The organism is Chitinophaga sp. NPDC101104 (assembly GCF_050277495.1).
Classification (GTDB): domain Bacteria; phylum Bacteroidota; class Bacteroidia; order Chitinophagales; family Chitinophagaceae; genus Chitinophaga.
In genome coordinates this window covers 1,147,723-1,163,298 of record NZ_JBNNSF010000001.1, presented here as the reverse complement: position 1 = coordinate 1,163,298, position 15,576 = coordinate 1,147,723, and the positions used below count along the sequence as shown (strand labels likewise).

The window sequence follows — 15,576 nt, the reverse complement described above, 5'->3', positions numbered from 1 at the left end:
ACAGGCGCCGCCGCCATACGGCTGATTATTGTTCGGGCCAGTTGTCTGTCCGGAACGGGCCGACCGGCAGGCCTTCTTTACTGAAGATGTTGCCGATCGCGGCATTATTGAACGAGAAACGGACCGCTTCGGGCTGTGCGATCCCTTTACCAGACACGACTACGGTATTCCCCTTGATCTTTACGTCTGCCGGCACGAATTTCCTGTCGGCCCCGGCGATGTACCATTCCTTCGCCGCGCCTTTCAGCACCAGCCCATTGTCTGCATGCTTGAAATGGATGACGATCTGGTTGTTTTTCGTTTCCATATGATCGTAAAGCGGGCTTTTGAAGGCAGTCACTTTCTGACCGTAATGGTCTCCCAGCGCCAGGTTCGCCAGCCGAAGGCCTACGTCGTGCTTGTTAATGGGATGGATATTGTTGGTATCTGCCACCAGATCCGTGATAACGGCCATGGCGGTTTTGGGGTACGACAGCGTTTGGGTTTGCGCTTCCCGCAGCAATGATCCCCGCAGCGTGCCGGGCCCGTGCTTGAACGGCGCGATCTGTACGTAATAGAATGGAAAATCGATCCCCCAGGCCTTGCGCCACGCGCCGATGAGGGTTTCCATGAGCGGTTTGTAGGTGGATGCGGTGCCCGCGTTGCTTTCGCCCTGGTACCAGATGGCGCCGGCGATGCGGAAATTGGTGAGCGGAGCGATCATGGCGTTGAACGTTTTACCGGCAACTACCGGCCACCAGGGATTGGCGTTCAGCTTTGCCGCGGCGGCCGCCAGTTCAGGCACACCGGTCACCAGTTCGGCCGGGGTCCAGACTTCGGCGGGGGTGCCGCCCCAACTGGCGTTGATGAGGGCCACGGGAACGCCGAGTTTTTTGCGCAGCTCCTTTCCGAAGAAATAACCGACCGCGCTGAAAGGCTTGAGGGTATTGGAATCGCAGGAAGTCCACCGGCCGGGGACATAATCCTGCGGATGATCTGAAGTGGTTTTGCGCACCTGGAAGAAGCGCAGCTGATCGTCTGCGCAAACGGGCAGTTCCGCCTTTATGTCAGGCAAGCCGTGGTTGCCGCTCCATTCCATGTTGGATTGGCCGCTGCACAGCCAGACTTCGCCGATGAGGATGTTCTTCAGTTCTACCGTGTTGCTGCCGCGCAATGTGATGGTGTAGGGGCCGCCGGCTTCCGGGGTTTTGATCTTCACGCTCCAGACGGCGTTGGCCGTAGCCACGGCGGAATCGGGCGTCGATTTCCACCCGGTGCGGACCATGATCTTCTCGCCCGGTGAGGCCCATCCCCAGAGGGTAGCCGTGTCATTGCGCTGCAACACCATGTTGTCGGAAAGCACGTCCGGCAGGCGGACCTGTGCGCTGGCAACAACGTGGAACCCGGCCAGCACGGTCATTATAAAATATCGAAGCATTGTCTTGCAAGGGTTTTATCCCTTTAAAATATACAAACGCATCGATATTTTCTTATTTGTGTGACCGGCGGAATGCCCTGATACAAACAAAACCGGCCGCCACAAAAGATGGCGGCCGGTCTGGACTGAGTTATCTGAAGAAGGAATGTGTTACGCTTCGTGCGGGATGTATTTGCTTTCCACCGTTCCGTCCTTGTATAATTTCAGGATGGCGTAGCCCGGCGGCGTTTCCTGGTAGAAGTACGGGCCCGCGGATTTCTCGTCCCCTTTCCCCCACCAGAAACCACTCATCGCGCCGTTGCAGGCATAGGTGATTCCGTTGTACATCGTATTGTCCGACAAATGGTTATGCCCGCTGAGCGCCAGCCGCACCCGGTCGGTTTTGAAGAAAAGGTCTTTCAACTGCTTGAAGTCGGAATGGCCGCCGCCTTCGAGCAACTGCGTAGTGCCGAGGATGGGATAGTGAGACATCACCACCGCAAAATCTCCTTTCGGCAGCGCCTCCAGCTTGGCTTTCAGCCAGTCGAACTGTTCGGGGTCGAGGGAAATGCCTTTGTTGTTGCCGTCGAGCATAAAGAAATGCCAGTTGCCTTTCTGGACGGTATAGTAACGGTGCGGCGTTCCCAAACGCTTTACCACGTATGCTTTCCCGTACATCTCGTCTTCTTTCGAAGGCGCTTTCCACCACATGTCGTGATTACCGAGGCAGGAATGCATTTCGTATTTGCCGATGGTTTTCACACATTCGTCCCACAGCGCCCACTGGCTCGTCACCTGTTCGCGCACAACATTGTCGTAAGACGCATCGTGGATGGAATCGCCGGTATTGAGGAAGAAATCGGGTTTATGCTGGTCGATGATATTGCGGAGCACTTTTTTGAACCGTGCGGGCGCATCGTCGCCTTCGCGGATGTGCACGTCGGTGATGTGGGCCACGGTGAAGAGGGGCTTTTCCTTTTTGGCCGCCATTTCACGTTCCTGTCCGTCGCCCGAAAGGAGGTTCCCGGTGAGGGAGCCGCCGGCCAGCAATCCGATGCTGGATAAAAAATCTTGTCTGTTCATATACCGGGTTTGAATTTCAAATATACATTTGTTTAGTCCGAATAAACAAATCGCAAACGTTACCAATTTCTAAATAAATTGGCGGCGACGGTCAGCCACCATCGCCGCCAGGGTGCAATTCCATCTCTACAGATTCACTTCGAAACGGCGGTAATCGATCCACGTGCCGTTATCGTTGTAATAAACGTCTACATAGCGGGTGGTACCGCAATCCCCTTTGAACATCACGCCGAGCACGTTCTCATGCACCGTTCCGGCGGTCCCGGAATAGGTGTAGATAGTGCAGCCGTCTGCGCTTTCCACTTTGAATTTGGCGCCCACGAAAGAACCGTTGTACTTGAACTGGACGGATTTCACGTAGGGCGACGGCGGGGCGGGCGCGTCGAGCATGGTGATGGTACCGCCGCCGAGGGCGATTGCTTTCGCTACGGGTGCCTTGGTGGTCCCGGGCTGCATGCCGTTCATTCCGAAAAGGCCCATGATAGCGGCTAACGCTGCGATTTTGATCATCATAATGAAAGGGTTTTTATGGTGTTTTAGATAGTAATCAGTCCCATCCGAACAGCTGTTTCAGGTTCGGGTTCATGCTGGTTTCCGCGTAGGGCACAGGATAATAGTAGTACTTCGGCTCCACGAAGGTGCGGGTGGATTTTCCGGTCAGGATCCTGCCGCCGGCGTCCCCGTTTTCGAGATAGATATCCACGCTGGCATCTCCGTAATTGCCCACTTTGTTATAGATCAGCGTAACGCCGAGGGAGTTTTTGATCCGCTGGGCATCCGGCGGAATGGTGGTGGATTTGGACACCAGGAGCACATCGGCTACGCCGTCGCCGGTAAGGTCGTATTGTCCCAATCCGGGGAAGTACATACCGAAGGCATGCTTTTCCAGGCTTTTACCTGCATACCAGCGCATCACATCGTCGTACCGCAGCCCTTCCATCGCCATTTCCACCCTTCTTTCCCTGCGTATTTCCAGGATCAGGCCTTTATTGGCGCCCTGTACCCCGGGGTATTTCGCGGCAAGCAGCGCATCCGGCGCGGCGTTGGCGGCGGCCATATTCAGCGGCGGCATGCCTACGCGGGAGCGGAGCAGCCCGATCGTGTTGTCGATGTCCGTTTGCGTAGCGGTCCCCATTTCGGCAACGGCTTCGGCATAGGTCAGCAGGATTTCCGCATAGCGGATGGAGGGCACGTCTGTACTGCCTGTAATCTGCGCATCGGTGCTGAAGTTGAAATAGCCTTTCAGCTGATGGTAGCCGGTGAAATTATTGGCGAACTGTTGCACGTAAGGCAGTGTAGCCGGCCGTTTCACGAATCCCGGAGGCACGATGGTCATCGACAGGCGCGGATCGCGGTCGGTAAATTCCTGCACGAACTGGAACTGTTCGTAGCCGGGCTTGTCCGTATACCGGGAACCGTCTTTCATGAGGTAGGTCTGAATCAGGTCGCGGGAAGGCGATTGCTCGTAATCCCCGAACATGTAACCGTTGTTGTTGGAGCTGGAACCGCCTCTTTTGGTGACATCGTACGGGCAGTTCAGGATCACTTCCTTGTTGCCCGAAAGGTCGGCACTGTTGAAGAGCTCGGTGTAACTGTTGGCCAGCTTGAATTTCCCGGAGCTGATGATGTCCTGCGCCTGTTTCCGGGCGGAGTCCAGGAACCTGTTGGCGGTGGCGGCGAGGTTCAGTTCGGGATGATATTTCCTGAAAGTGCCTTCGTACAGTGCGATGCGTGCGTAAGCGGCTTTCACGGACCAGCGCCCGGGGGTACCATCGGGAACGCTTTCCTTCACATTTGCAGCGGCAAACACCAGGTCGGCGATCACACTGTCCACCACCTGCGCGCGCGGTGTGCGGGCGGCGTACAGCAACGCGGTGTCTGTCGGGTTGAGGGTACGGCCGTACCAGGGCACGTCGGAGAAAGTGCGGATCTTATCCATGTAAAACATGGCCCGGTAATAACGGGCGATCCCGGCGTAGTGGGCCTTCACCTCTTCGGCCACCCTGGCCTGCTGGTAATTTTCCAGGAAGTAGTTGATGCTGCGCAGCCGGCTCCATCCCCATGCGTTGGGCATGTTCCTGGAATTGGGGCTGCCGGTCATCATGGTGATGATGGTCTGGCCGCCGGTAGTGGCGCAGTTGTCGGTCGACTGTTCGGCGGAATAGATACCTGCGCCGGGATGGTTCAGCAAACCGTAGACGTACATGCTCAGATCGCTTTCCGATTTGAAGAACAGTTGCGGCGAAATCTCCGTGGTAGGATAACGGTCGAGGAAGCCCTTCTTGCAGGCACTCCCTGCAACGGCTCCTGCGGCGAGTATGGCGAGGATGATTTTTTTCATTGGAAGATTTTTTCGGATTGGAATGGATTAAAGCGTTACGTTGATACCCATGGAATATTTCCTTTGGAAGGGATAGTTCCAGCCGTTGCCCGAAGTGATCGCTTCCGGATCGATGTATTGTTTGATGGATGAAAATTCGTACAGGTTTTCGCCGGTGAAGAAGATCCTTGCGCGGGAAAGCCCTGTTCTGCCGATCACCGATTGCGGAAGGCTATAACCGATGGTGAGGTTTTTCAGGCGGAGGTACGCGGCGCTCTGCAGGTAATTGGTCTGCGGAATGGCGAGCCCCTGGCCGGTGCGCTGGTCTGCCAGCCAGGCCTGCAACGCAGGATAGCGCGGGTTCAGGTTGGCGTCTGCCAGGCCGGCGTCGATGTAGGCTTTGGGGTAAGTAGCGCGCTCAGCATCGGTTGCCGCGGCGCCACGGTAGAAGTCCAGGTTCCAGGAATAGATATTGGCGTAAGGCTGCTGGTACGGGCCCCAGAAAAGATAGTTCTGCGGATAGTAATCCATCTTGCCGATGCCCTGGAAGAATACGGAGAAATCGATGTTGTTCCATCCGAGATCGATGTTGAAACCGTACTGGTAACGGGGACTGGTGTTCCCGATCACGCTGAGGTCTTTCGGATCGGTTTTGCTGTTGCCGGTCTCGATCTTCCCGTTGCCATCGCGGTCGAGATATTTCGGCCATCCCGGTACGATTTTCAGGGAATTCCAGGGGATGATGGCGGATTGGTCCAGCTTGTCGATCTCGCCCTGGTCTTTAAACAGTCCGTCGCTGGTGAGGCCCCAGATCTCGCCGATCTCCTGTCCTTCGCGATAACCGGAGAAGAAGCCCTGGGGATTTTTATACTTCGTGATGGTACTGCGGCCGTCCCACACCCGGCCGCGCACGGCGAAATTAAAGGGCTTCCTGCCGAGGTTGACGGTGTTTTCATATCCCATCGCCAGCTCCCAGCCTTTCGTCTGCATATCGGCCGCGTTCTGCTGCGGCGCGGAAGTACCGAGCACGCCGGGCAGCACGGTTTCCGGCGCCAGCATGCCTTTGGTGTTGCGGATGTAATAATCGAAGTTGACGGTGAGGCGGTTTTTCAGGAAACCCAGGTCTGCACCGAAGTTGGGGCCGGATACGTTTTCCCAGGTATAATTCGTGGGGTCCACGTTCAACCGGGGCGCACCTGAAATCACCAGCGGGAAATTGCCGTTTACGAGATAGCCGCTCTGCGACGTCCGAAGGGTCTGGATGTAACCATAATAATCGACGGACTGGTTGCCGAGCGTACTGTACGCCGCTCTCAGCTTGAATGTGGGCAACACCGGCTCCATCGCTTTCCAGAAGTTCTCGCGGCTCACGATCCATGCGCCGGAAAAGGAGGGGTACGACGACCAGCGGTCGCTCGGCGGGAAGCGCGAAGATCCATCTGCACGCTGCGTATACTTCAGGATATATTTCCCTTTGAACGTATAATCCACACGGCCGAAATAACTCCGGATCGCGTAGTCGTAATAGCCATTATTGTCTACGGTCATATCTCCCGTAGCCAGGCTGATATGCGGCAGGGAAGCGGAAATAAGGCTGCCGCGGCTGGCCGAGACCGGCGCCCATTGGTAATATTCCTGGTTGTATCCCAGCGTAACGTTGAATTCGTGCTCGCCCAGCTTTTTATGGTAGTTGGCGAAAAGGTCGTAGATATTCTGATTTACCGTACCGTTCGTTTCCGTCACGGAACCCGGGCCGTTGATCTCGCGCACGTCGCCGGGCCCGTAGCCGATCCGCACGGGCAGCCTTTCGGTATGGTATTTCCAAAGCTCCCGCTTGATGCTCGCCGAGCCCGTGATGGTGAGGTCGCCGTTGAGGGCGGTGGCGATGCCGCGCACGAGGTTCTGGAACCCGAAGCGCGTCTGGTTGTTCCGCCCGCCGTCTTTCAGCTGCGCCGCCAGTACGCCCGCCGTGGTGTTGGCCCAGGTGCCGTCGGGGTTCTTGTCTACGTTGATGGGCTGCGTGTAATAGACGTCGAGGATGTTGTACGTAGGCTGGTCCTGCACGAGTTGGTAAATGTTGAAATTATTCTCTACAGACAGCCATTTCAGCGGTTTGATGCCGATGTTGGCGCGCATGCCGTAGCGGTTCCAGTCGTCTTTCGCGAGTTTGTTCAGCCCGTTTTCCTTGGTATAATCTGCGGAAAGCAGGTAGTTGACAGGGGTTTTCCCGGAGGAGGAGCCGCTGATCGACAGGTTATGATATTGCGAGAAGTTCGCTTTCGCGAAGAAGTAATCGTTCCAGTCGGTGTTTCCCATGTACGCCCATTTGGAGGGATCGTTGGGGTCGGTTTTGACTGCGGGAACGGAGGGGTCTTCCGAACGCTGTTTCCCCCAGTCGTATTGCCAGGAAGCGAAGGTGGCGTAGTGCCAGGGCGTATTGTCGGCCGACAGCTGCATCACTTTCATGAAAATGAACGGGTCGGTGATGGGGTCTGGCGTGAGGGTGCGGCGCGATTTGGCGAAATAGTTATTATAGGAGATCGTCTGTTTGCCTTCTTTCCCTTTTTTGGTGTTGATGAGCAGCACGCCGAAAGCGGCGCGGGCGCCATAGATAGCGGCGGAGCTACCGTCGCGGAGGGTGGTGATGGACTCGATGTCGGACGGGGTGAGGCGCAGCAGGTCGTCGTTGGTAGACGCGATCCCGTCGATGAGGATGAGCGGTGCGCTGCCGCTGGAGCTGATCGTGCCCATCCCGCGGATGTTGAGATTGGGCAGTGCGCCGGGGCGGCCGCCGCTATAGGTGATGTTGAGGCCCGGGGAGGCGCCCTGCAATCCCTGGAAAACGTTGGCGATGGGGCGTTCGGCGAGTTTGGCGCCGCTGATCTGGTCTACCGCGCCGGTAACGTCGATTTTCTTTTGCGTACCATAGCCCACCACAACTACTTCGTTCATGCTGGAGCTGGAAGGTTGCAGGGTGATGGCGGCCAGCGTATTATCGCCGGCTTTGAGGGAAAGGGCCTGTGTCACGGGGTCGAAGCCGATAGACGTGATCCGCAGGGTGTAGTTCCCGCCGGGCTCGATGTTGGCGAAGGAGAAAGAGCCGTCTGCATTTGTGACGGCACCTGCTTTGAAGGCCGGTTTATCGGCGGAGATGACGATGGTGGCGCCGGGGATGGAGGCGCCTTTATCGTCCTGCACAACGCCTTTTAGCGCGGCTTTCCTGTTTTGGCCCTGGGCGGAGGCGGCCCAGGCGATGGCGAGGCACCACAGCAGGAGGAGGCTGCCGCAATGTTTGGCCGAGGCGCGTAAACGGCGCACTGTCTGTTTCATAATAAGTGTTTTACAGTAAAGGAGATAACGTGATGGCAAGGCATGGCCTGGGCAGATCGCGCGTTCGCACGCCCGCTTCGGCCACTTGTATCGTGGTGCATGTAAAGCTATTGATCAGTTGAGCGGTAGTGTTTTCATTTCCCGGCATACCTTCCCCATTCCGGCCACAGATGCGGCCCGGCAGGCGGTACATTCCGGCAACAGTTCCCCTCGCCGCATGCTGCAGCAAAACGTGGCGGAAAACTGCCGTCTGGCTTGTTTTTAAAAAGTTGACCTAATTATTCTATCGTAATGCTTATCGTCACAACCCGCTGTAGTGCCGGCGGGCTTTTCGTTCCTGTCTAATAATTTCCCGGGGGACAAATATAGATTGAATGTTCATTCAATAAAATATCCATTCTGATTGATAACGGTTACGTAACATACACATCGTCCCTACAAATATAAAATTGAAATCGAAATAAAAAAATATATTGAATGACCATTCAATTAATTTATTTTCCTTCATGGCGGAAGCTTGTACAGAAACGTTAAATCTTCAGGGATTTTGGGGGAATTAGTCGGTAATATCCCGGCTAACCGCTAGATTTACATCCAACCTAATCACCAGTTTTTGCGAACAAATGGGAAGAAAGAGTTTAAAAGAGCCCCGGCAGAAAGAGATCATCAAGGCGTTCTATAAGATTGTCAAGAAAGACGGGCTGGAAAACGCATCCATTCAAAAAATAGCGGAAAGTATCCAGATCAATCCGAGCCTCATCATGCACTACTTCCGCTCGCGCGAGCACCTCGTCTACGGCCTCGTGGAATTCATCCTCGACCGCTGGCTCCTTATCTTCGACGTCAAAGACGCCGAAGATCCCCGCGATGCGCTCGATAAAGTGCTGGATAACATCTTTTCCAAGAAATGGAATTCCCTGTTCGATGACGGCACTTCCTACTCCCTCTATTCCCTCGCGTTCCGCAACAAAACTATTCGGCAGCGCTACAAGCACCTGCTCGATTCCCTCCGCCAGCGCCTCGCCGAAATGATCGAAGCCTGCAACGAATCGAAATCACTCGCCGTAAAAGACCCCGTGGCCGCGGCCGATATCATTTTCGTATTGGTAGACGGCGCCTATTATTACCTGTCGCTGGTAGACGATAAGGCGGAATACGACCGGAGGCTGGCCGTATACAAAAAACACGCGCTCAACGTGCTTTCCTGACCTCGCGCCGCCTGCGCAATAGGAGCCACACAATGGCGCCCAGGGCTATCACCAGCCATATGAAATTGACGACGAAACTGGGGTAATCGCTCAGGTAGAGCGCATTGGCGATAAGGCCCAACGCACCGAGCGCGTTCAGCCAATGGTATATTTTCTGGTCGGATTTGATCTTGCCCATCGTTAGCAGCACATAACCCAATACGTAAAAAAACGTACCCGCCCATCCCGGAATGTCCATCCATGAAATCCCCCCTTCCTTCACGCTTTCCTCGCTCCGCGCCGCTGCCTGCTGGCCATGCCCCGCAGTAACCGCCGCCAGCGCCTGCTGACGGCCGCGGCCGCCGATCTGAAAGGCTCCGCACAAGATAAGCAGGGCCAGGCTCAACATTACGAATTTTCCCATGGATGGTTTTGTAAGGGTGTATGAAATGATTTCCGGGCCGCGACGGGCGGCAGCGTATTTGTTCGCACTAACATACAAAAAATTTCTACCGCTGCGTGTTATCCTATTGAAACCTCAAAAAGGCGGGCGCCTTCAGGCCGTAAATATCGAACCGGAAATCGACGATGGTCGTTATTTCGAAAAAGAGGTTGTTCACACCGGGCGTTTTCCTGGGATAGTACGCCGCGCTCATCTGCAGCGTATTGAGCGACAGGTTTTCGTTCTTGATCCGCACCGCCAGCCCGAAACCCGGGTACACGGGGTTCTTCAACAAATAATTGTTCTTCCACGACACCTGTCCCGCTTCCACCGTTCCCACGAAATTGAATTTGAACCCATACACTTTCCAGGGGCTGTACAAAATACTTTCCGAGCGCAGCAACAACCGGTGGTAACCGTTCATCTTCGAGCGCCGCCATCCCCAGAATCCCGTACCGAAATCACGGTTCAGGCTCAGCGGGCGATAAAAGAAATTATTGGGCGTGCCGAGATAATCGAGATACACGAATTCGCGGAAATACCACTTCTTCCCGAGCTGCATCAACCGGCTGAAATAACTTACGTTGGAATGGATCACCAGGTCTTCCGAGGTACTGCCCTGCCAGAAGCCCCCCACGCCCAGGTTCACGCTCAGCAGCCCGTTATGCAGCGTAGGCCAGTATTTCTGACCCTCGATGGCCGTGTACAGCCGCCTCCTGTCCATCCAGTTCTCCCGGCCTACCGACAGCGCTGCGGAATAACCGTAGGGAATATCCTCCGTTCGCCCGAACCCGAAGAACCGCTGGCTTTTGAAGAAGTCCTGCTTGAACACGGCGATCTGGCCAAGGTAATAATGGCGGTCGTTGTAGAGCGGGTCTTGGTCGTACTTTTCCTGCGCCGGCTTCTCGTCGAACGCCACGTTCGAATACCGGAAAAGCAATGCCACGTTGGGCTTATCGTCGAAATGCCCGTCGGACCCGAACCGGTTCCGGAAGTTCCAGCCCGACCAGACGTCGACCAGTTTATAGGAATAATTCCGCCAAAGGGAATCGGGCTCGCCCCACACGCGGATGCTGTAATTCTTCGCCAACGAAATACCGCCCGTGATTTTGGCGGAAGTCCGGTACAGCGGCCGTTCCAGGCGGATGTAGTACGACCCTTCGTAAACGCCGGTATCGAGTTGTGAATTGGTGTTGAGATGGGTATACCCGACGGAAACGTCGATAAAACTGCCGAGCAGGTTATATTTCGTGTAGCGGGCTTCGGTGCCCCATGGCCGGGAGTAACTGCTTTTCCACCGGAACCCGAACTGCACGCCCTGCGCGGCGCCGAAAAGATTGTCGTTGGAAATTTTGGCCCCCACGCCGCTGGGCGCCAGCTCACGCAGGTCGAAGCCATATTCGAACACGTCTTTAGTGATCACGAGCACGTCCACCGTGTCCTGGCTGGCGGTTTCGAGTGTGATGATGCGGGCGTCCTGGAGGAAGGGGCGGTTACGGAGATACCGTTCGTTGTCGGCGAACGCATAGGCGTTCACGGTATCACCGGGCCGGAAAAAGAGCATTTGCCGGATCGCCCATTCCTGCGAATCGAAATGCAGTTTGTTGGCGAGATGGATGAGCTTCATGCTGGTGGTGAAAGCGGTATCGTTGATGCTCCGCGGACCGAACACTTTTACCTTTCGGAAATGGACACGGCGGACCGTTCTGCCGGAATGCGGCAAAAATCCCTGCTCAGACCTGGTCATCCGGCCGTCGTCCTCGATCGGGGGAGGATCGTTGTGCCGGGAAATGTCTTTCAGTACGGAATCCCGGAAACGCCGGCTTTTCAATGAATCCACGTAGTTGTTGAACTTCGTGAACCAGCGTTTCTTGTGTGCGGCCGGGATCGTATCCGATTGCGCGTTGGCGTTCACCGGACAACAGCATATGAACAGGTAACAGCTAAGGATAGCTAACAGGTGTATTTTACCCAACCGCTTCAATAATTGCAATTGATCTGTAACAACAATACAAATTTTTAACCAATATGCATGGCGGTGCAAAAAAAAGGAAGGGCACCGATCCGTTCAGTACCCTTCCTTATGGAAAGTTTAATGATTGAATATCAATATTGTACCGTCACGGTCCTGCCGCCTCTTCCGGTTTGATCGAACACCCGGAACCGGAGGGTCCCTTTCGCATCTATCGGGCCGCTCCACGCGGGACTTTTAGCGGAAGGCTCCTTTCCGTCGGTAGTATAACGAACGATCAGTCCGGGAAGTTGTACGTTGGTTAAAACTTTTCCATTGTCGTTTTTCACGCCGGGCGTGGGAATACGGTAGTTGTAACCGCCGTTGAGCGTGGCGAGGCGCGGGATTTCGCGTTGCCCCACCACATTGGCGAATTTATTCCACGCTTCGTTGTATTGGCCCAGATCCTGCGTCCAGGAAGGGTCGGGCGCCCAGGCGCGTTCCGCCATGCCGAGGAGCTTGGGCAGCACCATGTATTCCAACCGCTGGGGGGATTTCACCGTTTCGCTCCACAGCGCGGACTGGATGCCCACGATGTTCGACGCACCGTATTCCGTCAACCGGTCTTTCCCGACAAACGTGGAAGCGGGCAGCGGATTGCCGGCGTCGTCTTCCTTGGCGTTTTTGTATAAATCGAGGGGAATGAAGTAGAAGGGTTTATCGATGTCGACATATCCGCCCCAGTAAAATCCGGGCTCGTCGTAATCGCGCGCATAGGCCATGTCGAAATAATAATTCGCCACGCCGGAAAGTACCACTTTATATCCGCCGTTGGCCAGCCGGTAGCTCAGGTCTTCCATCCCGCCGCCCATGACGTTATTCCAGACATCCACCTGGAAGTTACGGTTGCCGAACACGGGGTTCACGATCATGACGCCCTGCCCGTCGCGCTTCGTACGGCGCATCCCGGCTTCTTCCCAGCCGTACAGCTGCATTCCTTGTTTATTCACGATCTGGGCCACCTTATCGTAGAAATAAATCCAGAGATCGTCTACATGGTCCAGTTCCGCGCTTTCGGCCAGCAGTTTTTGGCAGGCGGGGGATTTTTCCCACACGCCGCCGGGCGTTTCGTCGCCGCCCATGTGGATAATATCAAGAGGAACGCCGGCTTCGCGATGCATCGCTGCCAGTTCGGCCGTTACTTTTTCGATGAATTTGTAGGTGGAAGGAAGGGCGGGATTCATCACATTATCCTTCCACTCCTGCACGGAGCGGTATTGGCTTTTATCTTCCGGATCGCTGAGGCGGTATTCGTTGGCGTTGGGATCGCCGGCCTTGGCGAGCTTCGCCGAACGGGCGTCCATGGCCTTGATGGCGGCGCGCCCGTGGCCGGGCATTTCGATTTCCGGGACCACTTTGATATGACGGGCGTTCGCGTAACGGAGGATCTCGATGTAATCCGCGCGGCTATACCAGCCGGTACCGGTGGCGTTGTTCACATCGGGGCCGGAGCCGTACGACGGCTGGATGCATTCCATCTCGTCGAGCGTATGGCCACGGCGGCCGCCCACCTGCGTCAGTTCCGGCAGTCCGGCGATTTCCACGCGCCATCCTTCGTCGTCGCTCATGTGCAGGTGCAGTGTGTTCACTTTATATACCGACATCACGTCCAGCATCCGCAGCACCTGGGCTTTGGAGTGGAAGTTGCGTGCCACGTCGAGGCTGAAAGAGCGGAAAGCGAAGCGGGGCTCGTCTTTCACGAGTACCGCCGGCAGCGTGGCCGTTCCTTTGGCGGTCAGCGGCAACAACTGGCGGAGGGATTGTATCCCGTAAAAAATCCCGGTGTTCGTTCCGGCGAAGATGCGCACGCCCTGCTGATCGGTTTCGAGGCGATAGGCTTCTTTCCCTTTGATGGATGCGTCTTTCATGAGGCGGACCGCCGCCTTCCCGGTGGTGCCCTGTGCCGTGAGCACCGGTTTCCCGAAAACGTTGCCCATCAGCAGCGCCAGGTAGTCGGCCTCGGCGCGGAACTCCGGTTCGTACATGATGCCCTCTTTCGGATCGAGCACAACGGTTGCCCCGGATTCCACAATGGATGCGGGCGTAGGCAAAATCTTCGGCAGCTCGGAAGCGGGCAGCAATCGGAGCGCCTCGTTGCGGCGGTACACATCTTCCGGGGAAGTCCGCACTTTCGTTTCGCCTGCCGTACGGCGCAATTGTTTATCGCTGGAAGAAGGGACCACGGCGAAGTCGGCGATGGATTGCCCTTTCGCGGGATCGGAATCCCACACGATGTACGGGCCCGTCGGCGCATCGGTAAAATGCGTCACCCAGGCGGAGGAAACGATGTTCAGCTTCACCGAATCCCCGGGCTTCAGTCCCCCGAATCCCGCCGAAGGTGTAAACCGGAACAGGTCCCCGTTCACATGCCCCGCAACGATCCCCGGCGCAACTTCGCCGGGCGTCACGAAACGGATGAAGTTGAAATAGATCGTCCACCCGCCGGCCGGGAACGCCTGTTTGGTACGGTTCACCAGCGTGAATGTCGACAAGGTCTGCGCCTTCCCCTGGTAGCCGTTTTCCACCACTTCCCAGCGGAGCTGCAAGCCCTTTGCCGGGAACTGCGCCATGGCGGCGCAGGATAACACAAGGAATAAAAATGTAAGTCTGTATCGCATATAGTTGAGATAGTCTTGGCGTTTAAAAAGCTTTGTTGATCGCGTCCAGCAAATACCCTTTCGGATCGCTGGAATATTCCCAGAACATCACGCCCGCGAGGTCGTGCTTTTTCACGTAGCGGCATTTCTCCTTCACCGAACGTTCGTCGTCGAACGAAATGAACACCTGCTGCCCGGGGTGCCAAAGATAAGGCGCTTTAGCCCGTTTATCCCAATGCCGCTCGAATCCTTTGGCGGGCAGGCTGTCTTTGATGAATGTATACCCGCCGCCCCGGTACCCGCCGGTAGCCTGGCGGTTCAGTCCGCGGGCGGTATCGCTCCCCACTTTCCATCCGCGGCCGTAAAAAGCGATGCCCATAACGATCTTTTCCGCCGGAACGCCCGCGTCGAGGAAAAGCCCGACAGACCGGTGGGCCGACGATTCCTCCGGGTTATCCGTAGTCCCGAACAGGTTGGTATGGTGGCCGGCGATGCCGTTGGGATTGGTTTTGTAATCGTAAGACATGATGTTCACGAAATCGAGGTATTTCGCTGCTTCGGCCATTTCGGTATGCTCCACGAAATATTTACCGCCGCCCACCGCCGTGGTGAGCAGTTTTTTGACGCCGGTCTCCTTTTCCAGGGAATCGAGCGAGGCGCGGATGGCCTGGAACATCAGGGTATAATTTTGTTTGTCTTCGGGCCGGAACACATTCCCCTCTTCCCCGGCAACGCCGGGATACTCCCAGTCGATGTCTACCCCGTCCAGCCCGTATTTGCGGATAATATCCACAGATGTGTGGGCGAACAGTTTCCGGCCGGCATCGGTGAGCACGGCGTCGGAGAAATTCTCGCTCCACGACCAGCCGCCGATGGAGATGAGGATTTTCAGGTCGGGATTGCGGGATTTGAGGGCGTTGAGTTGCCGGAAATTGACCGTGTCCGTTGCCAAATTGGTAAGCCAGGCTTCGCCGCGCTGCACGTCCACGAACGCGTAGTTGATGTGTGTAAGCTTTTCCACGGCGATGGATGCCGGATCGGGGATCAGTCCGCGGAAACCGCCCACATAAGCGATGACGACGGGTTTGGGACGGAACGGGCGCGCGGCGGACAGTGCCGCGGCTGCGCCGGTGAGGAGGAGGAGCGCCGCAGCGGCGGCGCGCATGGGTTTGGAGAATAGACGCATGTTTAAAAATAGTATATTTACAAC

Annotated in this window: 10 protein-coding genes; 1 reads left to right on the top strand and 9 read right to left on the bottom strand. The window is 56.1% G+C overall.

The annotated features are described in order from the left end of the window. Window positions 1-25: 25 nt before the first annotated feature. The 5 genes from ACQKLP_RS04870 to ACQKLP_RS04850 all read right to left on the bottom strand — a co-directional run bounded on the left by ACQKLP_RS04870 (window position 26) and on the right by ACQKLP_RS04850 (window position 8,129). Entirely contained in the window at window positions 26-1,417 is a 1,392-nt protein-coding gene (locus ACQKLP_RS04870; protein WP_427320590.1) for a sialate O-acetylesterase, read from the bottom strand. A gap of 150 nt (window positions 1,418-1,567) precedes the next feature. Next, on the bottom strand, window positions 1,568-2,479 hold the full coding sequence (locus ACQKLP_RS04865; RefSeq protein WP_427320588.1) for a metallophosphoesterase family protein: 912 nt from the start codon (window positions 2,477-2,479) through the stop codon (window positions 1,568-1,570). Window positions 2,480-2,605: 126 nt separating this feature from the next. Continuing rightward, complete coding sequence (locus ACQKLP_RS04860; RefSeq protein ID WP_427320586.1) at window positions 2,606-2,992, bottom strand: hypothetical protein; 387 nt, start codon at window positions 2,990-2,992, stop codon at window positions 2,606-2,608. Window positions 2,993-3,026: 34 nt separating this feature from the next. After that, window positions 3,027-4,820 carry a RagB/SusD family nutrient uptake outer membrane protein gene (locus ACQKLP_RS04855; RefSeq protein WP_427320584.1) on the bottom strand — a complete coding sequence of 598 codons (1,794 nt, stop codon included), beginning with the start codon at window positions 4,818-4,820 and terminating at the stop codon, window positions 3,027-3,029. 27 nt (window positions 4,821-4,847) lie between these two features. Further along, window positions 4,848-8,129, bottom strand: coding sequence for a SusC/RagA family TonB-linked outer membrane protein (locus tag ACQKLP_RS04850; RefSeq protein ID WP_427320582.1), 3,282 nt, complete (start codon window positions 8,127-8,129; stop codon window positions 4,848-4,850). A gap of 623 nt (window positions 8,130-8,752) precedes the next feature. Between ACQKLP_RS04850 and ACQKLP_RS04845 the strand changes: the two genes are divergently transcribed. Continuing rightward, window positions 8,753-9,337: a TetR family transcriptional regulator gene (locus ACQKLP_RS04845; protein WP_427320580.1), complete on the top strand. Its 585-nt coding sequence runs from the start codon at window positions 8,753-8,755 to the stop codon at window positions 9,335-9,337. On the opposite strand, the gene ACQKLP_RS04840 is transcribed toward ACQKLP_RS04845, so the two are convergent. From ACQKLP_RS04840 to ACQKLP_RS04825, 4 genes are all read right to left on the bottom strand, one after another. Continuing rightward, window positions 9,321-9,740 (bottom strand): CBU_0592 family membrane protein, encoded by a 420-nt coding sequence (locus tag ACQKLP_RS04840; RefSeq protein ID WP_427320578.1) that lies wholly within the window; start codon window positions 9,738-9,740, stop codon window positions 9,321-9,323. The two genes, ACQKLP_RS04845 and ACQKLP_RS04840, sit on opposite strands and share 17 nt — an antisense overlap. A gap of 103 nt (window positions 9,741-9,843) precedes the next feature. Next, a complete protein-coding gene (locus ACQKLP_RS04835) occupies window positions 9,844-11,673 on the bottom strand; it encodes a hypothetical protein (protein ID WP_427320576.1) in 1,830 nt (609 codons plus the stop codon). A 191-nt stretch (window positions 11,674-11,864) separates the two neighbouring features. Next, window positions 11,865-14,387, bottom strand: coding sequence for a family 20 glycosylhydrolase (locus ACQKLP_RS04830; protein WP_427320574.1), 2,523 nt, complete (start codon window positions 14,385-14,387; stop codon window positions 11,865-11,867). 22 nt (window positions 14,388-14,409) lie between these two features. Next, window positions 14,410-15,552 (bottom strand): glycoside hydrolase family 18 protein, encoded by a 1,143-nt coding sequence (locus tag ACQKLP_RS04825; protein ID WP_427320572.1) that lies wholly within the window; start codon window positions 15,550-15,552, stop codon window positions 14,410-14,412. Window positions 15,553-15,576 lie beyond the last annotated feature (24 nt).